This window comes from Nocardiopsis changdeensis (genome assembly GCF_018316655.1).
GTDB lineage: Bacteria > Actinomycetota > Actinomycetes > Streptosporangiales > Streptosporangiaceae > Nocardiopsis > Nocardiopsis changdeensis.
This window is the reverse complement of record NZ_CP074133.1, coordinates 2,687,222-2,708,935: the sequence shown is the minus strand read 5'-3', so window position 1 is coordinate 2,708,935 and position 21,714 is coordinate 2,687,222. Positions and strand designations below refer to the sequence as shown.

Sequence of the window (21,714 nt, the reverse complement as noted above, 5' to 3'; positions counted from 1 at the left end):
CACGGCGGGCACCGGCGGGGGCCGGAAAATCCCTGGCCGCCGGTCCCCGTGCCGCGCTAGAACGGTCCCCATGCACAAGTACCCGCGGACCCGGCACATCCACGGATCGCGCCTGCAGCCCGGTGACCGGGACCTGTCCGCGGTCCCCTTCTCCGCCATCGCCGGACGGCACCTGGTCGTGGAGGAGAAGCTCGACGGCGCCAACGCCGGGATCGGCTTCGGCCCCGGCGGCGAGCTGCTCCTGCAGAGCCGCGGGCACTACCTGACCGGCGGCCCGCGCGAGCGGCAGTTCGCACGGTTCAAGGCCTGGGCCGCCATCCTCGCCCCGCGCCTGCACGAGCGCCTGGGCGACCGGTACGTGCTGTACGGCGAGTGGATGTACGCCAAGCACACCGTGTACTACGACGCGCTGCCCCACCTGTTCTGCGAGTTCGACATCCTCGACACCCGCGACGGCGCCTTCTTGGACACCCCCGCGCGGCGGGAGATGCTGGCCGGGCTGCCCGTCGCGTCGGTGCCCGTGCTGCACACCGGCCCCCTGGACCGGCCGGCCGACCTCACCGCCCTGGTCGGCCCCTCCACATGCCGCACCCCGCGCTGGCGCGAGGCCCTGGCCGAGGCCGCCCGCGCCGGCGGCGCCGACCCCGACCGCGCCCTGGCCGAGAGCGACGGCTCCGACCTCATGGAGGGCCTGTACATCAAGGTCGAGGAGGGCGGGCGCACCGTCGACCGCTACAAGTGGGTGCGCGCCGACTTCACCACCGCCGTCCTGGACTCGGGGACGCACTGGATGGACCGCCCCCTCATCGCCAACGGCCTGGCCGACCCGGAGGTGCTCTATGCGGACACCCACTGAGTACGCCGACCTGGCCGGGCTGTGCCCCGCCCCGCCCTCCTGGGACCTGGACTGGGACCGGGTGCGCGACGCCCTGCCCGAGGTCCGCGCCCTGGAGGGCGTCGAACAGGACCCGGTCCACCACGCCGAGGGGGACGTGGCCGTGCACACCCGCATGGCCTGCGAGGCGCTGGCCTCCCTGCCCGAATGGCGGGCCCGGCCCGCCGACGAGCGGGCGCGGCTGTTCGTCGCCGTGCTGCTGCACGACGTCGCCAAACCCCTGTGCACCCGCCGCGAGGACGACGGCCGCGTCACCGCCCACGGCCACTCCCGCCGCGGCGACCTCATGGTGCGCGCCCTCCTGTGGCGGCTGGGCGCCCCCGTCGCCGAACGCGAGCACGTGGCGGCGCTGGTGCGCCACCACCAGGTGCCGTTCTGGGCGCTGGAACGCCCCGACCTGCGCAGCATCGCGTTCCGGGTGAGCCTGACCGCCCGCAACGACGACCTCGCGCTGCTCGCCACCGCCGACATCCTGGGCCGCCGCTGCCGGGACACCGCCGAGGTGCTGGAGAACATCGGCCTGTACCGCGAGTACTGCGCCGAGCAGGCCTGCCTGGACCGCCCGCGCGCCTTCCCCTCCGACCACGCCCGGTTCTGGTTCTTCCGCCGGCCCGACCGCGACCCCGACCACGACGCCTACGACGACACCCGCATGACCGTCACCGTCATGTCCGGCCTGCCCGGCGCCGGCAAGGACACCTGGATCGCCCGCGAACGCCCCGGCCTGCCGGTGGTGGGCCTGGACGCGATCCGCGCGGAGCTGGGCGTGAGGCCCACCGACGACCAGCGGCCCGTGGCGGCCGCCGCCCACGAGCGCGCCCGCGAGCACCTGCGGGCACGGCGGTCCTTCGTCTGGAACGCCACCAACATCTCCCGCTCGCTGCGCGACCGCTGCACCGGCCTGGCCGCCGCCTACGGCGCCCGCGTGGAGATCACCGCCGTGGAGGCCCCGCCCGGGGTGCTGCGCACCCGCCTGGACCGGCGCCCCGCGCCCGTCCCGGCGGCGGTCGTCGACCGCCTCGTCGGCCGCTGGGAGCACCCGGACCCGACCGAGGCCCACCGCCTCACCCTCGTCGGCACCGGACCCTGACCGACTTCACCCGCTGTTGACGTGTTGCGGGCGCATGCGCTCCCGCAGCGCATTAAGCTGTCGCCGTCCCACTGCGGCGCCGCACGGACGACACACGGTCGCGGCGCCGCCTCACGGCCCATCCGGCCACCGAGGCAGGTAGGAGAAGACGGCACCACGGGGATGCCACCGGATCCCCGGCCGCCGTCGGACAACGACGTCGACTTCCTTCCGAGGCCATGCCCGAGACCTCCGCATGGACGGGGTGACCGCCCGGACCCGCGCCGCGGCACCGCCCCCCGTCCCCGAGAACACCGGCGCCCGCCCCCCGTGGCGGCGCCACTTCGCCCTGCTGTGGAGCGGCGGGGCGCTCAACGGCCTGGGCACCATGACCTTCACCCTGATGGTGCCGCTGCTCGCCCTGGCGCAGTCGGGGTCGCCCGTGACGGCGGCCTGGATCGCCGCGGCCGGGCTGGTCCCCAACCTCGTGCTGCACCTGCCCCTGGGGGTCCTGGCCGACCGCGGGGACCCGCGCCGGATGATGCTGGCCGCCCAGACGGGGCGGCTCATGGTCATCGTCCTGCTGGTGGCCCCGGTGGTCCTGTGGTCGGCGCCGGTCCACCTGCTCGCCGCGGCGACGGCTCTGCACGCCGTCTGCTCGACGCTGTTCGAGGCGGCGGCGACCATCGCCGTCCCCTGCCTGGTGCCCCGGAGCGAGCTCGCCGCCGCCTCCGCCAAGAACGAGGCCCACGTCCACGGCACCCAGATGATCGGCAGGCCCCTGGGCGGGTTCCTGTTCGGGCTGGCGGCGTGGGCGCCCGTGCTGTCCAACGCCGTCGTGTCGCTGTGCGTGCTGGCGGGGACCGTCTTCCTTCCCCGCGGGATGCGCCCGAAGGACGAACCCGCGCCCGGCCGGCGCCCCTCCCTGGTCCGCGAGTTCTCCGCCGGACTGGTCCTGCTGCTCCGCGACCGCCTGCTGACGCTGACGCTCGTGGTGTGCGCCGTCACCAACGCCGTGTTCCAGGTGGTGTGGCTGGTCATCATGCTGGTGGCCACCGACCGGGGGCTGCCGCCCCACCTCATCGGCGCGATCCTGGCGGCCACCGGGGTCGGGGGGCTGCTCGGCTCGGTCCTGGCCCCGCACCTGGTGAGCAGGGTCTCGGCCCCGCGCATGGTGGCCCTGTGCGTGTGGACCTGGGTGCTGTCCCTGGCCGTGCTGGTGCTGGCCCTGAGCCTGGACCCGCACTGGCTCATGGTGGGGCTGCCCCTGACCTGGGGGACCATCGGGTTCGTCGGCGCCCACATCAACGTCACGCGCGGCACCTACCGCGCCCTGCACGTCCCCCCGCGGCTCCTGGGCCGGGTCATCGGCACCGACCGGGTCTTCACCAGCGGCGCCCTGCCCCTGGGCATGGTGTGCGGCGGCTACCTGCTGGAGTACCTGTCCCCGAGGACAACCTCCGTGCTGCTGCTGGCCGGGGTCGGGGCGGTCGCGCTGGCCGTCACGCTCCTGCTCCCTGTTCTGGAACGGTCGGCGGCGGGGAGACCGCGTCCAGCAGGCGCCGCAGCGCCGCGTCCGGCCCTTCCCTGATCTCGTCGGGGGTGATGTGCTCCCGCGAGATCACCCGGGTCGAGACCTCCTCCACCGCCCCCGCCAGCTCCGCGGCCAGGCCGCGCTCCCGCTCGGGCAGGGCCGTCCGCAGCCGCTCGACGGCGGTGAGCGCGGCGAACACCTCGTCGGGCAGCCGCTCCAGCAGCCCGGCCAGGTCGTCCCCTCCCTGCCCCGAGGGGCCCGTCCTGCGCACGTGCAGGATCCACCGGGCGGTGACGTTGAAGCGCAGCACCGTGCTGCGGACGTCGTCGACCCGCTGCTCGAAGGACTCCGCCCCGCGGTCCCGGTCCTCCCGCTCCCAGCGGACGCGCTCGGCCTCCAGGGCGTGGCGGGCCCGCTCCCCCTCGGCCCTGACCGCCCGCCCGCCGGTGACGGCCGAGGCGGTGATGGTGGCCGTCGCGGTGGTCACCCCCGTGATGAGCGCGACGAGCACGGTCGGATCGGACAGCTGGGCCAGGACTCCCGTCACCCCTCCTCCGACAGCCGTGCGGCGGTGGACACCTGGTGCGGCGGCAGGGGCGGATGGTGCGCCCTGACCGCGCGTGCCGCCAGCCGGGCGGCGAGGTCGCGGTCCCCGCGCAGGCGCCGCACCCGGGCCGCGCGCAGCAGGACCGGGCCGCTGTCGGAGGCCTGGGCCAGGGCCTCGTCCAGCTCTTCTGACCAGGTACCGACACCGGACAGGGTGGCCTGGGCCAGGGCCCGGGCGGTCCGGGTGGACGGGCTGTCCGGGGTCCGCAGACGTTCCAGGTCGCGCAGCGCGGAGGCGGCCTCCCCCTGGTCGGCGAGGATCTCGCCCCGGGTCCGGCGGGCCTCGGTGCTGGTCGCGTCGCGGGCCAGCACCCGGTCCAGGACGTCCAGGGCCGACTCGGCCTGCCCCGCGTGCCACAGGGCCTGGCCCAGGCCCGTCTGCAGCCCGGGGTCGGTGCCGGCCCGGCCGGCCGAGGCCCCGAGGACGTTCAGCGCGGCGGGCCGGTCGCGGGCCAGCAGCAGGCAGCGGGCCTGTGCGACCAGGACGTACCCCACGGCCGTGCCCTCCCCCGCCGAGGTCCACAGGCCGGCCGCCTCCTGGTACAGACGGGCCGCGGAGGGGAGGTCGCCCTCCTGGAAGGCCAGGTCGCCGAGCAGGGAGACGATCCGGGCGCGCCCCCCGGACCGGGGCGCCGGCCGGGCGGCCAGGGCCCTGCGCGCGTGCTCGCGGGCCACCGGGAGGTCGCCCTGCTCCCTGTTGCGGCACGCGAAGGAGAAGTGGGCGCCGGCGTCGCGGGGGATCTCGGGAAGCCGGTCCGGGGAGGCCAGGGGCCCGGCCAGGCGGGGGTGCCGCACCACATAGGCGCCGTCGGCGTGGTGCCGGGTCAGCAGGTGTCCGTCCTGGAGCGCGCGGGCGGCGTTCTCGCCGCCGCGGAAGGGCCGCGCCCCCTGGTCCCCCGACGCCAGGACGCGGTCGAGCCAGCCCCGCAGCGCGCGGGGGGACAGGAGGCATTCGGCCGCCGTCTCCGCCAGGACGCGGGCCGTATGGGCGCGCAGGGCCCGGTCGGTGTCGGCGTCCGGATCCCCGCTGAGGGACCGGTCCCGGTCGGCGCGTTCCTCCCACATCGCCCGGCCGGCGAGCTGGAGCAGCCCCGGGTCCACGGTCCCGTCGCCGCCCCCTGCCGGGGCCGCGGCGGCCAGCGCCCCGGCGAGCAGCCGTCCCTGGCCCGGGTCCAGTCCGTGCCCCACGCGTTCCAGGGAGCGGTCGACGGCGTCGGCCGCGGCCGGGACCGACAGCGGGCCCAGGGGAACCTCGGCGAACCGCAGGGCGTGCTTGTCGAGCAGGCCGCGCAGTTCGTCCCAGTGGTCGGCCCGCACACAGAGCAGCAGGCGCAGCTCCCCCGGTTCCTCCAGGCAGGAGAACAGCTCCTCCAGCAGGTCGCGCCGGCTCTGTTCGTCCGCTCCGCCGGGGCGCAGGAGGAACTCCAGCCGGTCCACGGCCGCGAACACCGGGACCGGCAGGCCGTAGCGGTCGGCGCGGGCGCGGGCACGGACCAGGTCCGCGACGGAGCGGCCGGGAGGGCCGTCGGGGTCCCAGGAGGAGACCAGCGCGCGGGTGTAGGGGTTCTGGTCGGGCAGGACGGCTGCGGGCAGCCCGGCGTCCGACCACCGCCGGCCGCCGTCGGCCAGCACTTCTCCGGCCCGGTCGGTGATCGCGGGGACGGCGCCCGCGTGCAGCAGGGAGGTCTTCCCGACCCCCGTGTCGCCGTGCAGAACGGTGAGGCGGTGGTTCCGCCACGCGGAGACGAGTTCCGCGGTCTCTTTCTCGCGTCCGTGAAAGAAAAGGCGATCCAGGGCACGGAAAGGCCGCGAACCGATGAACGGTCCCGGACCCCTCTCCGAATTAATGCCGGCTCGTTTCATGGAATGACCTTTGACCAGCGGAAACAGAACGCCGGAAGTGGATACCGGCCGCGAGAGGGCATCGGTCCCGCCCGGTCGGCCCCCTGTGCGCCGACGCCGTCTCCGCGTACGGGGGACCGGTTTCGGGGACGCCCGATCGGAACCTTCGGATCGGCGGGGCCGAAGACCGCCGGCCCCGTCCGCACCAGAACGCCCGCCGCCTCCGGCGGCAGGCCGTCCTCTCCTAGCCGCCCTCGTTCTCGAAGGCGGCCACCGCTTCGTTCTCCGCCCCGTCCGGATCGAGGATCGTCCGCAGGGCGGCGGCGATGGCGGACTCGCCGAAGGCGTCGACATCGCACAGGGACCATCCGGAGACGGTCAGGTCGGGCAGGCGCTCGACGGGTTCCTTGGTTCGCACCGTCCACTCTTTCCCGCACATCGATGCGTGCGAAGTCCGACGACTTTCGGAAACCATTCTCGCGCGCTTCCCGCGAACTTTCCAGACCTCCACCCACTGTCCTTCCGGTAGCCGATGTCCTACCCTGAAGGCCACCTGTCTCTGCAATACCCCGGGAATCGGAACGATCACACCGAGACCAGCCCCCGACCGGAATCAAGAAAAGAGTTTCCGGTGTGACATATGTGAATCCGGAGGATAACCGAGTGACCCATGTGCACAAGCCGACGAGCAACCGGGCCTCCGGACGCTTCCCCGAGGTGTGGGGAGGTGTACCGTCGCGCAACAAGAACTTCACCGGGCGCACCCGGCAGCTCGAACAGCTCAGGTCGGGGCTGATGAGCCAGATCACCGCCGTCGTCCCGCACGCTCTCCACGGCTACGGCGGCGTCGGCAAGACCCTCATGGCGGTGGAGTACGCGCACCTGTACAGGTACGAGTACGACCTGGTGTGGTGGATCAACGCGGACCAGCCGGGCCTGGTGCGCTCATCCCTCGCGCACCTGGCCCCCCACATGGGTCTGCCCGGGGTGAACGTCAGCGGGATCGAGGAGGCCTCGGAGAACGTCCTGGACGCGCTGCGCCGGGGGGAGCCCCACCGCAGGTGGCTCCTGATCTACGACAACGCGGACGAGCCCGAGGACCTGCGCAACGTCATCCCCGAGGGCGGCGAGCACGGACACGTGCTCATCACCTCCCGCAACCACCGCTGGGAGGCGACGGCCCAGACCGTCTCCGTGGACGTCTTCCCCGAGACCGAGAGCGTCGAGTTCCTCAAGAAGCGCATCCCCCGCGGCATCACCCGCAAGGAGGCGGAGGAGCTCGCCGAGGCCCTGGGGCACCTGCCCCTGGCCCTGGAGCAGGCCGGCGCCCTGCGGGCGGAGACGGGCATGTCGAACGCCGAGTACCTGAGGCTCCTCTCCGAACAGCCAGCCTCCCTGCTCCGCGAGGGCAAGCCGACCGAGTACCCGGCCCCGATGACCGCCGCCTGGCAGCTGTCGGTGAGCAAGCTCCAGGAGAACCTGCCCGAGGCCATGGAGCTGCTCCGCTGCTGCTCGTTCTTCGGCCCCGACCCCATCCCCCGGGACATCTTCTTCCCGGTGGAGGACCCCCGGGTCCGCCCGGTGATGACGGAGCTGCTCAACAACCCCATCCGGCTGAGCCGGGCCATCGGGCACCTGGGGCGCTACGCGCTGATCCGCCTGGACGGCACCAACCGCACCATCCAGGTCCACCGGCTGATCCAGACCCTGGTCCGCGCCGAGCTGAGCGCCGAGCAGCGCACGGCCGTCCGCGAAGAGGTCTGGACCCTGCTGGCGACCGCCACCCCGACCGGCACGAGCGACCCGGACTCGCGTACGCGCTTCCTCCAGTTGATCCCCCACCTGCGCCCCTCCGGGATCGTCGAGAGCACCGCCGACGACGCCCGGCGGTTCGCGCTCGACATCCTGGACTTCCTCTACGCCTCCGGGAACTACGCGATGAACGAGCGCTACGCGCACGAGTTCATCGAACAGTGGTCGCAGGATTCCGGCCCCGACGACCCGAATGTGCTGGAAGCGCAGATCAAGTACGGCAACCGGCTGCGCGAAGCGGGACGCTACCGGGAGGCCCACGACCTGGACCGGGCGCTGCTGCCCCGGGCCCGGGCGGTCCTGGGGCCGACCGACCCCCTGACCCTGTCGGTGCTCTCCGGGCTGGGCGCGGACATGCGCACCTCCGGGGACTTCCGCGAGGCGCGCGTCCACGACGAGGAGACCCTGCGCCTGCACGAGGAGACACTGGGCCCCACCGCGCCGGCCACCCTGCGCGCCATGTACAACCTGTCCATCGACTACGTCCTGACCAGCGACTTCGAGAGGGCGCGGGACCTCAACGAACGCGTCTACCTGCTGCACAACCGGCAGACCCGCTCCCCCGGCTCCCCGGCCCTGCTGTCCTACCTCAACGGGCTGGCCACCGTCATCCGCCTGCTCGGCAACTACACCGAGGCCTGCGACATGGGCGAGGAGGCCCTGGCCTACGGCATCGAACAGCTCGGGGCCGACCATCCGCGCACCCTCCAGGCCCAGATCAGCCTGGCCACCTCCCTGCGCATGAACGGAGACCTGGACCAGGCCCTGGAACTGGCCCAGGACGGACATTCACGGCACCTGCGCCTGTACAGCCTGAACCACCCCAACACCCTCGCCGCCGCGATGTGCCTGGCCAACACCTGGCGCATGACCGGGGCGCTGTCGGAGGCCCTGCAGCTGGCCGAGGACACCGACCTGCGCTACGACGACGTCTACGGCTCGGACCACCCCTACAACCACGGGTGCACCAGCAACGTCGCCCTCCTGTACCGCCTGGTCGGGGAGAACGAACGCGCCCGCGAGCTCAACGAGCGGTCGCTGGCCGGTCTGGAGGCCAAGCTGGGGCGCGACCACCACTACTCCCTGGGCGTCGCGATGAACCTGGCGGGCGACCTGGCCGCGCTCGGGGACACCAAGAACGCCGCCCGGCTGGGCCGGGGCACCCTGCGCCGTCTGCGCTCGCTGCTGGGCGAGGAGCACCCGCTGACCCTGAACTGCGCGGCCAACCTCACCATGGACCTGCGGGCGGAGGGGGAGGGCGAGGAGGCCGAAGCCCTGCGCGAACAGGTCGGTCCGCTGTTCACCCGGGTGCACGGCGCCGAGCACCAGTTCACCCAGGCGTTCCACGACGGGCGTCGGCTGTCCTTCGACTTCGACCCCCGCCAGCTCTGACCCCGGCCCGGGGCCCTACCCCTGCCCTCGACCGCTCCCCTGTCCATCGTCCCGGGAACCCCGCAGAGGGTCGTCCCCGTCGTCACCTTCGTTCGCAAAGAAAGCACAGGCCTCCGAATCGTCGGCGCCCTGTGCTCCGAGGATCCGGTGCAGAACCGAGCCGAGCACGCTCCCTCCCAAGTCCTTGACATCGAGCAGGGACAGACTGGTCAGGTCCACCACAGACACGTAATTCTCCGACACCGGCACCTCCCGAAGAGTTCATGTACCTCTACCAGCATCCCCTCTCAGGAGAAGTACAGCCAGATGCCCGCCGACAATTTCTCCCAGGGTGACAGGAACACCATAATCCAAGCCCGAAGCATCCATGGTGGTGTACTCCTCGCTAGCGGATCCGGGCAGTCGACTTCTGGTGGATTACCGAGCAGTACGCCGGTGTTCACAGGACGGACCGAGGAGATCGAAGCGTTGACCGCCGCGGCTGCCGCCTCCGAGGATTCCGGGACAACGATCATCCACACGATCGACGGGATGGCCGGTGTCGGAAAAACTGCGTTCGCTCTTCGAGTCGCCAGGCTCCTTAAAGACAGGTTCCCTGACGGCGCACTTTATGCCCAGCTTCACGGTCACTCCCCCGAACGGCGCCCAGCTGAGCCCGGTGACGCCCTCCTCTCACTGTTGGTCGGAGCCGGGATCCCTCTAGAACAAATCCCGGAGGACGTGGAGGCGCGTTCTGCCCTTTGGAGACGCCGGACCGAGGGCAAGAGGATGCTGGTGATCCTGGATGACGCAGCAGGCAGTGCCCAGGTCCGGCCACTTGTGCCCGGCGAAGGCGGTTCCCTTGTCCTTGTGACCAGCCGCATTCGGATGAGCGGCCTCGCGGGGGCCACCCCCCTCACACTTTCCCCCCTCTCCGCGAAAGAGGCGGCACTGCTCTTCACCGGCCTGTCCCGGAGAGCCGACACCGAAGAAGCCGAAGATGTGGACGAACTCGTTCACCTGTGCGGTCATCTGCCCCTGGCCGTCGGAATCATGGCGGGGCGCCTGGCCCACCGTCCTTCCTGGCGGGTACGGGACCTAGTGGACGATCTGGTCTCGGCGAAAAACCGGGTTCGTGCGATAAGAACGGAGGACGTCTCCGTGGCCGCCGCACTGGATCTGTCCTTCGATAGCCTCCCTGGTGACGTTCAAAGATTTCTCCTCCTTCTTTCCTTCCATCCATGCTCGGAATTCGATGTACACTCGGCGGCGGCAGCCACCGGGCTCGACCCGGACACCGCAAGAAATAATCTGAGCACCCTTTATGATCGCCACCTCATCTTGGAGGCGACCAGAGAGCGTTACAATTTTCACGACCTGATATCCGAGCACTTGAAAATAAGGGCACTCAATTCTTTATCTTCAGCCAGCAGGCAACAAACGATAAAAAGAACACTGGACTACTTTCTCGCCACCGCGCATGCGGCGGATGCAATACTTTATGAAGGCCGCTCCATATCCCCGCTCCCCGGAGTCGTCCTTGCCGAAACCCTCTCCGAATTCATCTCACCCGGCCAGGCCCGATCATGGCTGCGATCCGAGTTGGAAAATTTGCGCACAGCCACCCGGAGAGCCATCGAGCAAAACCTGAACGACCACGCCTTAGGCCTCCCCCGAGTGCTCTCATTCTTTCTCTGGCAAGAGGGGTTTCTAGGAGTGGACCGAGAGCTCCAAGAAATCGCAGTGTTAGCGGCCGAGCGCCTGGGAAATGAACTCGCTCTAGGAAACGCGCTCACTGCACTGGGGCGAGTGCAGACTTCGCTCGGATACACGGAGGCCGGAGACGCCGACCAACGGCGGGCCCACACCATTTTCAAGTCCCTGGGAAACCCCAGAGGAATAGCCAACACGCTCATGCAAAGAGGGCTGAACGAAAGAATGCGCGGCAGGTTCTCTCGAGCCTTGGACTACCTCAACCAAGCAAAAGAGGGCTACGAGAGAATCGGGGATATCGGAAAGTCTGCCAAAACAATCAATCACATAGGAGTCGTACAAAGACGAAGCGGCCTCTTCCCCGATGCGGTAAAAAGCCACGAAAAGGCACTTTTCCTCTTCCGATCCCTAAGCGATCGACTCGGAATCGCGATCTCACTGAACTATTTAGGCGGAGCTCGAACCGATATCCTGGGGTACCAAGATTCGATCCTGGAACTTCAAGAGGCCAGGGAGATATATGCCGAACTGGGAAACCACCGGGAGTTCGTCAACACGGTTCGAAGTATCGGAGAAGTCAAGTATTTAACCGAAGACTACCCAGGGGCCATCGCCGACCTGAGCTGGTCATTGCAAGAATACCGAGAACTGGGCAACCGGCTTGGTGAGGCCAACGCCCTGCACTACTTGGGATCCGTCAAGTGCGACACCGGGGATTTCCTCTCCGGCACCACTGACCTGCGCGAGTCCGCAAACATATTCGAAGACCTACAGGCCGTCTCGGGGATGGCATGCGCTCTTTCCAAGCTCGGAATCCTCCACGAGACCTCCGGGGAATACGACGAAGCCATCTCGGTTCTGTCCGCAACATTTAATATATTCAATGAGAGGATCAGCCCACAAAGGGAGGCGGAGACCCGAGCCGCCCTGGGATCCGCGCAAGCCGCACTCGGCGATCACGCCTCCGCCCTCGAGAATCTAGAACATGCCTTGTCCATCACCCGAAGAATCGGTTCTCGACGCGAGGAGGCGCGGTTCCTATACCGCCTCGGCCGCGTTCATCTGGGCAGCGGCGACGTGCCTTGCGCACGGCAAGCGTTCGATGGCGCTCTCACCACTGCTGTAGAACACTCACTCCCCCTGGAGAAATCTCTCGCGCTGGAAGGGCTGGGTCGGTGTCTACACGAAGAGGGGCGTACCACCGAAGCCCGTGAACATCTCGAGCGAGCGCTCACCCATCTTTCCTCCATCGGTTCGGTACATGCGTCGCGGGTGGAGGCCGCGCTATCCATGGGAGAAGGTTCCAGTGATTGAGGAGTTCCCGTTGCGCTCGGTCCAGTGGGCCAGGTGCTCCCGGGCCGCCCGGTCGGCGGCCTCCGCGGCCGACGCGGGCACCGGTTCGTCCTGCCAGGCCAGCAGGGTCCGGGTGGTGGCGGGCAGGAACCGCTCACCCGCCGGGGTGAGGCGGCCCGAGCCCGCCAGCACCCGGGCGGCGTCCAGGGTGGAACGCCGCCAGTGCGCGAACTGCGCGTGTGCGCGCTCCTGCTCCGCTCCGGTCACGGTGTGCCGGTGGCGGCGCCAGAAGCCGGCCACGCCCAGGTGGGCGTACACCCCCTGGAACAGCCCCGCCGCGGGGCGGGGGTCCGGGCGCCAGGGCGCGTAGTAGCGGCTGCCGTCGTCGGGAAGGGTGAGCGGGGCCAGGTCCCACAGCGCGGTCAGTTTGGCGTGCTGGACCTCGTGGGCGAAGGTGAGTGCGAGCGCCACCGGGTTCGGCGGTGTGGACAGTCCCAGGTTGCCGTAGGCGTGCCGGGCGGTCGCGCTGGTGTGGGCGCCGCCCCGGGCCCGGGTGGGCGTGAGGGTGAAGACGGTGTCGGCCGTCTCCCGCGCGATCGTCCAGTGGTGCTCCACCAGGATCTCCCAGGCCTCGCGGAGCGTCGCACGCCAGTGCTCCGCCTCCCGGGCGCTCAGGCGCCCGGGCACGAGGTCGGCCCCGGGCATGCGGTCGGGTTCCTGGTCGTCCAGGAGCAGGGCGAGGCGGTGCCCCGCGTGCTCGGCCTCCATTCTGCGTAGGGCCTGCCAGCCGGGCCCGTCCCGGTGCGGGTCGTCGGGCACCGCCACCTCGCCGCCCCGGGTGCTCAACACCGCCCGCCCGCCGGCCACCTCGGCGATCGCGCCGCCCTTGCCGCCGACCACGGCCCGCCCCAGGGAGACCAGCGGGGCGGTGGGCCCGTCCAGCGGGACCTCGATCCGCAGGGCCGTTCCGGCGCGCAGCGCGGCGGCCGCGGCCAGGGACGCCAGGACCGCGACCCGGGGGTCCTCCCTGCGGTGCCCTTCCAGGGCCAGGACGGTGCGCCGGGCCCAGACCCCGACGGTGGGGTGGCGCAGGGTGGCGGCGACCGCCTCGGGGGCGGCCTCCTGTGCCGCGATCAGGGCCCACCACGCCTCCTCGGCACGGCCCGCGTCCGGGTGGCGCGCCTCCCGGGCCGCGTCCAGGACCCGCCGCACCAGCAGCAGGTGCTTGCCGTACTGGGCGGCGCGCAGGTGGGCGGTCGCCGACGGTCCGCCCCCTCCTTCGGCCAGGGCGTCGAAGACCTCGTCGGGAACGGATGCGGTGGTGGACATTCAGTTTTCTTCCCGGATGCGGGCCACGTCGGCGGCCACGGTGCGGTGGACATGGGTGATCAGGCGTGCCAGGTCCGCGCAGTACACGGACGGGTTGCGGAAGCCGCTGCCGCTCCGGTAGCGGTGCGTGTACAGGCCCCCGCCGCACACCCGGACCAGGGGACAGGCCGTGCAGGTGGCGCTCAGGGCGCGCACGCCGATCTGCCGGGCGACGATGCCCGGTGAGTACAGAGCCTCGGTGAAGTCGTGGGTGAGGGTGTGGAAGGGGGTGGCCGCGGCCCCCTCGGCCACGGCCTTGAGGGTGTCGACCTGTTCGACCGAGCCGTCGGTCTCGACCACCACCATGGCGGCCGGGGACAGGCCGATGGTCTCCGTGCGCGAGTGGGAGCCCAGGACGAGGCGGATGATCTCGGTGAACATGCGGATGTTGGTCTCGCGCTCGGGAGCCCCGTACCAGCGGTCGAAGACGGCGACCAGCCAGTCGCCGTAGGGGGTGCTCTCCCCCGTCAGCCCCGGGGGCGGCGTGTCCCAGGTGCCGTGGGGCAGCAGGAGGTCGATGCCGGGAGGGTCGAACTCCAGCAGGGCTTCGTAGGTGGTGACAGGGTCGGACTCCAGGTCGACGGTGGCGAGCAGCCCGGAGAGCAGGTGGCGGTGGCGGCGGGTGAGGCGCTCCAGCCCGGCCCGGGTCTCGGCGTGGGTGCCGCGGCCGTTGGCGCGCCGGCGGTGGCGGTCGTGGTCCTCCTCGGCGCCGTCGATGCTGACGCCGACGCGGATCCGCTTCTCCTCGAACAGGTCGAGGAAGGCGTCGTCGATGAGGACGCCGTTGGTCTGCAGGCGCAGGGACACGTGCACGTCGGGGTCGCAGGTCTTGTGCAGGGCATCGGCGACGTAGCGGAGGTGGTCCACCCCGGCCAGCAGGGGTTCGCCGCCGTGGAGGATGACGTCCACCCGGGAGCGGCCGTGGGCGCGGGCGTGCGCGGCGATGCGTTCGGCGACCCTGTCGACGATCGGCCGGGCCATCCGCCGGGGTTGGCGGCGCCACCCCTGGTCGGCCATCTCGTACATGTAGCAGTAGTCGCAGGCGAGGTTGCAGCGGCTGTGGACCTTGAGGATGAACTGGAGGAAGGGCGTGGGGCGCCATCCCTGGGCGAGCAGGTCCTGCACGTCCAGCCCGGCGGGCCATTCCTCCTGGTGGGGACGGGCTGTCGTGACGGGGTCGTCGGTCACGCGGTGTCCTCCTGGGGGGAGAGCACATGAAAAAAAGGGGATCGGTACGACTCCCCTTCCTTGGTGTTCATATGCGAGCGGGGTACGGACATTGATCTCGGACAGCCCGGCGGGCACCGCGTCCGACGGCGCCGAACGGGAAAGGGATCACCTCCCGCCGCCCGTGAGGGATTCCCTGCCCTCATATCCGGAGGAACCGGGCTTCTGCGGAGGCACCTCGTTGTCCGAGCGCTGATCGGACTCGTTGACGAACCCGGACACCGCTTCGGGTCCCGCTCCCGGAGCCCCCAGGACGCCGCGCAGAACGTGGGCGACCACGGAGGAATCCACTCCGGCGAGGTCCTCGAGGGACATCCCGCCCACGTCCACCATGGCGCCGACGCGCTCCACCTGCATTTCGACCATCGTCCTCCGCCTCCGCCACTCCATCGACCGCCGACGGCCGGCTCGGGAGAACGGTACCGCCCCTCATCGGAAACCGCACTTCCTGCCGTCGTGACCGTCATTTACCCTGTTCTCCGCAGGGAAATTCGCGCTCACTCCACCGCAGGGGGCGACATAAAGGAAAAAGATGATGCTGTTGCCCGTGTGATCCGAGTGAATTCACAAAGAGAACATGCGCACCACGGCGAGGGCGGTCCACGGGAACGGATCCCCACGGTCTGGGGCCGGGTGCCGCCGCGTTCCATGAACTTCATCGGTCGCGAGGGGCCCCTGGCCGGGCTCCGGCGCGAACTGCGCAGCGGAGCGGCGACCGTGGTCCTGCACGGGCACTACGGGGTCGGCAAGTCGCTCACCGCCGTGGAGCACGTCCACCGCTCCAAGGCCGAGTACGACCTGGTGTGGTGGATACCCGCCGGGCAGCCCGGCCTGGTGCGTTCGAACATGGCCCAGCTGGCCCAGCACCTCGGGCTCCCCGGACCCGGGGTGACCGGCATCGAGGATGCCGCGAGCGGCGTCCTCGACGCACTGCGGCGCGGCGAGCCCTACCGCAGGTGGCTGCTCGTCTTCGACAGCGCGGACGAACCCGAGGACCTCTACGAACTCATCCCCGAGGGCACCGGCCACGTGCTCATCACCTCCCGCAACCACCGTTGGACGGGGCGGGCGACCACCGTCCCCATCGAGGTCTTCCCACCGAGGGAGAGCGCGGAATTCCTGCGCAGGCGCGTACCCCAGGGGCTGGACGAGGCGTCCGCGGCGGACCTGGCCCAGGCCCTCGGGCACCTGCCCCTGGCCCTGGAGCAGGCGGGGGCGCTGCTGACGGAGACCGGCATGTCCAGCCGCGAGTACCTCCGCCTGCTGGAACGGCGGCCCGAGGACCTGCTGAGCCAGGGCCATCCCCCCGACTACCACGCGTCCCTGAGCGCCTCGCTCCAGATCTCGCTCAAGGAGCTGGCGGCCGGCACGCCGGAGGCCGTGGAACTCCTGGAGACCTGCTCTGTCTTCGGCCCCGAGCCCATCCCCCGGGACGTCTTCTTCGCCACGGACAGCCCGCACGTGCGGCCCGGGACCGCCGCCCTGCTGAACGACCCGATCAGGCTCAGCCGGGCCTTCGGCCAGCTGGGCCGCTACGCCCTGGTCAAGATCGACAACGCCAACCGCACCATCCAGGTCCACTCGCTCGTCCAGAAGCTGATCCGCTGGAGGCTCGACGCCGAACGGCTGCGGGCCGTGCGCACCGAGGTGTGCGCCCTGCTCGCCGCGGCAGAGCCGGTGGGCCTGCTGGGACGGCAGGCCCAGGACCGCTACCTGGACCTGCTCCCCCACCTGGAGCCCGCCGGCGTCCCGCTGAGCGAACTGCCCGAGGCGCGGAGGCTCTCGCTCAGCGTCCTGTCCTTCCTGTACTTCTCGGGCAACTACGCCACCGCCGAGAACCACGCGCGCAACCTCATCGCGCGCTGGGCCGCCGCCTTCGGGGAGGACGACCCCGATCTCCTCAAGGCCAAGAGGAGCTACGCCAACAGGTTGCGGGACCTGGGCCGCTACGAGGAGGCCTACCGGCTGAACGTCGCCATGCTGCCCCGCATCAAGGAGGTGCTGGGCCCCGACCACCCCGAAACCCTGACCCTCCTCTCAGGGATCGGCGCCGACCTGCGCGCCCAGGGCCGGTTCCGTGAGGCCTTCGAGCACGACACGGAGACCTACCGGCTGCACGTGCGGGCCCTGGGCCCCGACCACAACGTCACGCTGCGGGCCCTGCACAACCTGGCCATCGACCACACCCTGCTGAGCGACTTCGCGGGGGCGCGGCTGCGCCACGAGCAGGCCTACATGCTCTACAAGCGCCAGGCCTCGGCCGACGGGTCGCCGAACCTGGCGGCCTTCTGGAACAGCCTGGCACAGGCGGTACGCCTGAGCGGGAAGTACGCCGAGGCGTGCGACCTGGGCGAGGAGGCGCTCGCCTACGGCCGGGAGCAGCTCGGCAGGGAGCACCCGCGCACCCTGCGCGTCCAGCTGGACCTGTCCATCGCCCACCGCCTGTCCGGGAACCTGGAGCGGGCGCGCACCCTGGCCCGGGACGCGCACGACCGCTACCTGCGGCTGTACGACGCCGACCATCCCGAGACCCTGGCCGCGGCCATGTGCCTGGTGAACCTCATGCGGGTGGAGGGCGATCTGGACGGAGCCCTCTCCACCGCCCTGGACGCTCTGGAGCGGTACGCCCGGGTCTACGGCCCCGACCACCCGTACCACCAGGCGTGCGCGGCGAACACGGCCCTGGTCCACCGGCTGCGCGGAGACGCCGGGCAGGCCCGCCGGATGAACGAAGCAACGCTACGGAGCCTGGACGTCCTCCTGGGGCGCGACCACCACTACTCCCTCGCGGTGGCCAACAACCTCGCCGGGGATCTGGCCGCCCTGGGCGAGACGGCCGCGGCCGTACGGTCGGGCCGGGACACGGTGCGGCGGCTGCGCGCGCTCATCGGCGACGAGCACCCCATGACCCTGGCCGGCACGGCCAACCTGGCGCTGGATCTGGCGGCCCTGGGCGAGGAGGGGGAGGCGCGGAGCCTGGCGGAGGCCGCCAGGGCCTCGTACACCAGGGTGCTGGGGGCCGGGCACATCCTCACCCGCACGATGGCGGCGGGCGGGCGCATGACCTCCGACCTCGATCCGCCGCTCCTGTGAACGGCCCGGCGGCGCGCCTACCAGGGGCCGCCGTCGTCACCGTCGTTGGAGAAGGCGGCCACGCCCTCCTCACCGTCGGGGGTGGTGGCGAGCACCTCGCGCAGCGCCCGGGCGATCACCGTGTCGCCCGCCGTTCCGAGGTCGCGCAGGGACAGGCCGGAGACCTCCACCAGGCCGACGCCGGGGGAAAGGGGTTGCTCGTCCATCGTCTCCTCCGCAGCGGCCGACCGGTGACGACATCCTAAGGGTCCCCCGGGCAGCGGAAGGCCGCCCGACCCGGGCCCGGGCGGGGAGCCGAAGAAATCTCTGCATTCCTCTCTCTTCATTGGAACGGTTTCATCACGTTAAAAGGCGTTTTATCCCTTTGCCACCGATGACACCGCCGACCACCCTTATCACCCACTTCGTTCCTACCGTGGGACGATGACCCGGACCGGCCTGCGCATCCTGTCCCTGCTGACCGCGGCGACCCTGGCCCCGACCGCCTGCTCCGCCCCCCGGGTGGAGAACACCGCCGGCGCGGCCCCGCCGACCCCCTCCCCCACCGCGCACGTCCCCCGCACCCTGAGCGTGATCGGCGGCGGCGACGTGCTGGTGCACGCCTCGGTCTGGGAGCAGGCCCGGCAGAACGGGGGCGGCGAGTTCGACTTCGCCCCGCTCTTCTCCGGGATCTCCCCCGCCCTGGAGGGCGCCGACCTGGCCCTGTGCCACCTGGAGGTGCCCCTGGCCCCGGAGGAAGGACCCTTCAGCGGATACCCCGTGTTCAGCGCGCCCCCGCAGGTCGCCCAGGGGCTCGCCGACTCCGGTTACGACGGCTGCTCGACCGCCTCCAACCACACCCTGGACAACGGCGAGGCCGGAGTGGTCCGCACCCTGGACGCCCTGGAGGCGGCCGGGCTGGGCGCGGCGGGCAGCGCCCGCACCGAGCAGGAGTCGCGGGATCCGCAGATCTACCAGGTCGAACCCGCCGACGGGGGCGCCCCGGTGCCGGTCGCGCACCTGTCCTACACCTACGGCTTCAACGGGTTCCTGCCGCCGGAGGGCAAGGAGTGGATGGCCGACCTCATCGACGAGGAGGCCATCCGCGCCGAGGCGGCGCTGGCCCGGGAGCTGGGCGCGCAGATCGTGGTGCTGTCGATGCACTGGGGCACCGAGTACGCGCACGAGGCCGACGGGTTCCAGCTGGAGCTGTCCGACCTGGTCGCCTCCCCCGACATCGACCTGATCCTGGGCCACCACGCGCACGTGGTGCAGTCGGCGGAGCGGATCGGCGGCGAGTGGGTGGTCTACGGGCTGGGCAACCAGGTCGCCGGGCAGTCGTCCCCGCCCATCGACTCGCGCCGCGAAGGCGTGCTGGCCCGGGTGGAGTTCACCGAGGTGGAGCCCGGGGTCTGGGAGTCGTCCGCGCTGGAGATGCGGCCGACCTGGGTCGCCCTGGGGCCGCTGCGCGTGGTGGACCTGGCCGACGAGCTGGCCTCGCCCGACCTGCCCGGGCACGAACGGGAGGTGTACCGGGCGGCGGTGGAGCGGATCACCGGGTACGTCGACGGCCTGGGGGTGAGCGGCGACCCCGGGTTCTCCATGGCGGGGTGAGCGCGTGGGCCGGGGCCACGCACCCTGTGCGGGTGCCCGGTGCGCGGACCTGGTGCGTTTTCGGGGTTCCCGGCCCCGCGGGTTCCGCGCACGGCTAGTCTGAAGCCGTGAGTACCACCACTTTCGGTGAGGGGGCGATGACCCGGGGCGTCGCCTCCGCGGTGCGGGCCTGCCTCGACTGGGCGGAGGACGCCGACACCGGACCCGCCCCGGACCCCGGCGCCCTGGCCCTGCTGCTCACCGCCCACCGGGACCTCGGGGCGCCCGAGCCCGGGGACTGGTGCGTCGACGACGTCCGGGAGGTGGCGCGCGCGGTGCGCGCCGGGGCCCTGCCCCTCGGCGGCCTGCGCGGCGCCGACGGGTCGGGCGGAGGCGCCGAGGTGCTGCGCTCGACCTGGCTGACCTGGTGCGACCACCTGGTCGGCCAGGGCGGCCTGCTCTCCGACGAGAGCCCGCGGCGGCTGCGGGCCGCCGTCGAGGAGGCCGACCTGGACCCGTGCTCCGACACCGGCCCCGCCGCCGTCCCGGCGGCCGCACCGGTGCTGGCGGACCGGTTCGAGGAGGCGCCGCCGCGCCCGGTCACCCCCGCGGAGCCCGGGGACCTGGACGACGCCGCCCGCCGCTGCCGCACCCTGGCCGACGCCGCCCGCCTGACCGTGTGGGTCGACCGGGGCAGGGTGCTGCGCCCCGACCCCGGGGGCCGCGACGCCCTGTGCGCCGAGGACGTGCCGGCGGCCGCCGCCCACCTGGAGACGACGCCGGACGACGTCGACCACCTGTTCTGCGTGGCCCGCGCCGCCCGGCTGCTGCGCACCACCTACACCCGGGTGCTCACCGGGCGCGCCGCCTACGCCTGGTCCTCGGGGGTACCCGGGGCGGTCGCCGACGCCTGGGCCGACGCGCTGCCCGCGATGGCCGCCGAACACGGCACCGCCGCCCTGCTGGCGCTCACCGACCTGTTCCTGTCGGGCCGGGAGCGCACCGCCGCCGAGGTGGCCGCCGCCTACCGCGGGCGGGGCGGGGCCGGTCCCGAGCGGATGCGCGCGGCCCTGGAGGTGCTGGCCGAGCTGGACGCGGTGCACCGCGTCGGCGGGCGGTTCCGCATCGCGCGGCTGGGCGACCACTTCATGGTGCGCCAGCTGCAGCGCGCGGGCGCCGCCGTGCGGGTGACCCGCGCCATCCCCGACATGGGCGTCCGCGAAGTGCTGGCCCTGCTGGAGGAGGGCCGTCCGGTGGACACCGAGGGGCTGTTGGACCGGTGGGCCCGGGGCCGCGACATCGGCGCCGTCGCCGGGGAACTGGTCCAGGCCTGCACCGAGCCCCGGGCCTGGCACCGGCGCAGGAAGGTCTTCACGCTGCTGGCCGAGCGCGGCGCGGACCCGGAGGTCGCCCTGCGCGCCCACCTGAACCACCCGGTGCTCGGCGGGTGGGTGCGGCGGCTGCGGCCGGGCACCCCCGAACCGCCGACCTCCCCGGTCACCGCGTGGGCCCTGCTGGACGACTACGCCGCGCTCGCCGAGGCGGGGCTCCCGCTGCCCGACGACGACCGGGAGCGGCTGGCCCCGCACGCCACCCGGTTCGTCCGCTCGGTGCGTGTGTCCGGGCACCCCGCCGCCGACGGCGTCCTGGACCGCCTGGCCGACGGGGAGCTGGGGCTGGACCTGGCCCGGGCGGCCCGCCGGGTCCGCGCGGGCTGACCTCCGGGCCGCGGACGGGCGGCCCGGGCCCCGCCCTCAGTCCTTGATCACCAGCTCGTAGGTGAGCAGCGTGACGTCGGGCAGCGGGGACCAGTCGCGCTCGGGCACCCGGACGAACCCGCGGGCCCGGTAGACGTACTGGGCCGAGAGCATCTGCGGCTGGGTGGACAGCAGCAGCCGCGAGACGCCCTCCTCGCGGGCCCGCTCCACCAGCGCGTTGACCAGGGCGCGGCCCACCCCCCGGCCCCGGGCCTGGGGCGCGACCGCGAACGCGCGCACCTCCGCCTCGTCCGCGCCCCGGGCGATCTCGCTGCGCGGGGACCAGGGCTCGAACATGATCGTCCCCAGCAGGCGACCGCCGTCCTCGGCGACCAGGACCTCGCCCTCACCGTCGGTGCCCAGCAGCCGCAGCGTCTCGACGTAGACCGGGTTGACATCCAACAGTCCGTCGGCCGTATAGGCGATCACCCGCAGCTCGCTGACGGCGCTCATCTCATCGGGAAGTACTCGACGCACGATCATGGTCGACATTCAACATGATCGGAGGGGGCGGCGTGTGGGTTCGCCGCGCCTCCCAAGGCGCCGAAAACGTCACCGTGAG

General features: G+C 71.8%; 16 protein-coding genes. 8 read left to right on the top strand and 8 right to left on the bottom strand.

All coding sequences use genetic code 11. The features are described 5' to 3' along the window. Positions 1 to 70: 70 nt before the first annotated feature. The 3 genes from KGD84_RS12195 to KGD84_RS12185 all read left to right on the top strand — a co-directional run bounded on the left by KGD84_RS12195 (position 71) and on the right by KGD84_RS12185 (position 3,555). Positions 71 to 856: an RNA ligase family protein gene (locus KGD84_RS12195; RefSeq protein ID WP_220560415.1), complete on the top strand. Its 786-nt coding sequence runs from the start codon at positions 71 to 73 to the stop codon at positions 854 to 856. Further along, a complete protein-coding gene (locus KGD84_RS12190) occupies positions 840 to 1,985 on the top strand; it encodes an AAA family ATPase (protein WP_220560414.1) in 1,146 nt (381 codons plus the stop codon). The genes KGD84_RS12195 and KGD84_RS12190 overlap by 17 nt, the downstream gene beginning before the upstream one ends. Positions 1,986 to 2,220: 235 nt before the next feature. After that, complete coding sequence (locus tag KGD84_RS12185; protein ID WP_220560413.1) at positions 2,221 to 3,555, top strand: MFS transporter; 1,335 nt, start codon at positions 2,221 to 2,223, stop codon at positions 3,553 to 3,555. Here KGD84_RS12185 and KGD84_RS12180 read toward each other — a convergent pair. From KGD84_RS12180 to KGD84_RS12170, 3 genes are all read right to left on the bottom strand, one after another. Then, positions 3,467 to 4,045, bottom strand: a complete 579-nt coding sequence (locus tag KGD84_RS12180) for a hypothetical protein (protein WP_220560412.1) — start codon at positions 4,043 to 4,045, stop codon at positions 3,467 to 3,469. The genes KGD84_RS12185 and KGD84_RS12180 overlap by 89 nt on opposite strands. After that, positions 4,042 to 5,967, bottom strand: a complete 1,926-nt coding sequence (locus KGD84_RS12175) for a tetratricopeptide repeat protein (protein ID WP_338151209.1) — start codon at positions 5,965 to 5,967, stop codon at positions 4,042 to 4,044. The genes KGD84_RS12180 and KGD84_RS12175 overlap by 4 nt, the downstream gene beginning before the upstream one ends. 223 nt (positions 5,968 to 6,190) lie before the next feature. After that, positions 6,191 to 6,364, bottom strand: coding sequence for an FXSXX-COOH protein (locus KGD84_RS12170; RefSeq protein ID WP_220560410.1), 174 nt, complete (start codon positions 6,362 to 6,364; stop codon positions 6,191 to 6,193). Between the two features lie 245 nt (positions 6,365 to 6,609). On the opposite strand from KGD84_RS12170, the gene fxsT (KGD84_RS12165) reads away from it, so the two are divergent. Both fxsT (KGD84_RS12165) and KGD84_RS12160 read left to right on the top strand, forming a co-directional pair. After that, positions 6,610 to 9,150: an FxSxx-COOH system tetratricopeptide repeat protein gene (gene fxsT / locus KGD84_RS12165; protein ID WP_255646476.1), complete on the top strand. Its 2,541-nt coding sequence runs from the start codon at positions 6,610 to 6,612 to the stop codon at positions 9,148 to 9,150. Between the two features lie 147 nt (positions 9,151 to 9,297). After that, positions 9,298 to 12,156, top strand: a complete 2,859-nt coding sequence (locus KGD84_RS12160) for an ATP-binding protein (protein WP_220560409.1) — start codon at positions 9,298 to 9,300, stop codon at positions 12,154 to 12,156. Here KGD84_RS12160 and KGD84_RS12155 read toward each other — a convergent pair. The 3 genes from KGD84_RS12155 to fxsA (KGD84_RS12145) all read right to left on the bottom strand — a co-directional run bounded on the left by KGD84_RS12155 (position 12,127) and on the right by fxsA (KGD84_RS12145) (position 15,096). Beyond that, a complete protein-coding gene (locus KGD84_RS12155) occupies positions 12,127 to 13,464 on the bottom strand; it encodes an HEXXH motif domain-containing protein (protein WP_220560408.1) in 1,338 nt (445 codons plus the stop codon). The two genes, KGD84_RS12160 and KGD84_RS12155, sit on opposite strands and share 30 nt — an antisense overlap. Continuing rightward, positions 13,465 to 14,691 carry an FxsB family cyclophane-forming radical SAM/SPASM peptide maturase gene (locus KGD84_RS12150; RefSeq protein ID WP_255646475.1) on the bottom strand — a complete coding sequence of 409 codons (1,227 nt, stop codon included), beginning with the start codon at positions 14,689 to 14,691 and terminating at the stop codon, positions 13,465 to 13,467. It abuts the gene before it with no gap. 147 nt (positions 14,692 to 14,838) lie between these two features. Next, positions 14,839 to 15,096 carry an FxSxx-COOH cyclophane-containing RiPP peptide gene (gene fxsA, locus KGD84_RS12145; RefSeq protein WP_220560406.1) on the bottom strand — a complete coding sequence of 86 codons (258 nt, stop codon included), beginning with the start codon at positions 15,094 to 15,096 and terminating at the stop codon, positions 14,839 to 14,841. A 183-nt stretch (positions 15,097 to 15,279) separates the two neighbouring features. On the opposite strand from fxsA (KGD84_RS12145), the gene fxsT (KGD84_RS12140) reads away from it, so the two are divergent. After that, positions 15,280 to 17,823 carry an FxSxx-COOH system tetratricopeptide repeat protein gene (gene fxsT / locus KGD84_RS12140; protein ID WP_338151208.1) on the top strand — a complete coding sequence of 848 codons (2,544 nt, stop codon included), beginning with the start codon at positions 15,280 to 15,282 and terminating at the stop codon, positions 17,821 to 17,823. Positions 17,824 to 17,840: 17 nt separating this feature from the next. Here the strand turns inward: fxsT (KGD84_RS12140) and fxsA (KGD84_RS12135) are convergent, their stop codons facing one another. Beyond that, entirely contained in the window at positions 17,841 to 18,029 is a 189-nt protein-coding gene (gene fxsA, locus KGD84_RS12135; protein WP_220560403.1) for an FxSxx-COOH cyclophane-containing RiPP peptide, read from the bottom strand. A 217-nt stretch (positions 18,030 to 18,246) separates the two neighbouring features. Between fxsA (KGD84_RS12135) and KGD84_RS12130 the strand changes: the two genes are divergently transcribed. Further along, positions 18,247 to 19,416 (top strand): CapA family protein, encoded by a 1,170-nt coding sequence (locus tag KGD84_RS12130; protein ID WP_220560402.1) that lies wholly within the window; start codon positions 18,247 to 18,249, stop codon positions 19,414 to 19,416. Between the two features lie 107 nt (positions 19,417 to 19,523). Next, positions 19,524 to 21,113 (top strand): hypothetical protein, encoded by a 1,590-nt coding sequence (locus KGD84_RS12125; protein ID WP_255646474.1) that lies wholly within the window; start codon positions 19,524 to 19,526, stop codon positions 21,111 to 21,113. 36 nt (positions 21,114 to 21,149) lie between these two features. Here KGD84_RS12125 and KGD84_RS12120 read toward each other — a convergent pair whose 3' ends face one another. Next, positions 21,150 to 21,605 (bottom strand): GNAT family N-acetyltransferase, encoded by a 456-nt coding sequence (locus KGD84_RS12120; RefSeq protein ID WP_220565688.1) that lies wholly within the window; start codon positions 21,603 to 21,605, stop codon positions 21,150 to 21,152. Positions 21,606 to 21,714 lie beyond the last annotated feature (109 nt).

Coding starts and splice junctions, on each gene's coding strand:
- KGD84_RS12190 (WP_220560414.1), top strand. CDS start 840: ATGCGGACACCCACTGAGTACGCCGACCTGGCCGGGCTGTGCCCCGCC.
- KGD84_RS12185 (WP_220560413.1), top strand. CDS start 2,221: ATGGACGGGGTGACCGCCCGGACCCGCGCCGCGGCACCGCCCCCCGTC.
- fxsA (WP_220560406.1), bottom strand. CDS start 15,096: ATGGTCGAAATGCAGGTGGAGCGCGTCGGCGCCATGGTGGACGTGGGC.
- KGD84_RS12130 (WP_220560402.1), top strand. CDS start 18,247: ATGACCCGGACCGGCCTGCGCATCCTGTCCCTGCTGACCGCGGCGACC.
- KGD84_RS12175 (WP_338151209.1), bottom strand. CDS start 5,967: ATGAAACGAGCCGGCATTAATTCGGAGAGGGGTCCGGGACCGTTCATC.
- fxsA (WP_220560403.1), bottom strand. CDS start 18,029: ATGGACGAGCAACCCCTTTCCCCCGGCGTCGGCCTGGTGGAGGTCTCC.
- KGD84_RS12155 (WP_220560408.1), bottom strand. CDS start 13,464: ATGTCCACCACCGCATCCGTTCCCGACGAGGTCTTCGACGCCCTGGCC.
- KGD84_RS12195 (WP_220560415.1), top strand. CDS start 71: ATGCACAAGTACCCGCGGACCCGGCACATCCACGGATCGCGCCTGCAG.
- KGD84_RS12120 (WP_220565688.1), bottom strand. CDS start 21,605: ATGAGCGCCGTCAGCGAGCTGCGGGTGATCGCCTATACGGCCGACGGA.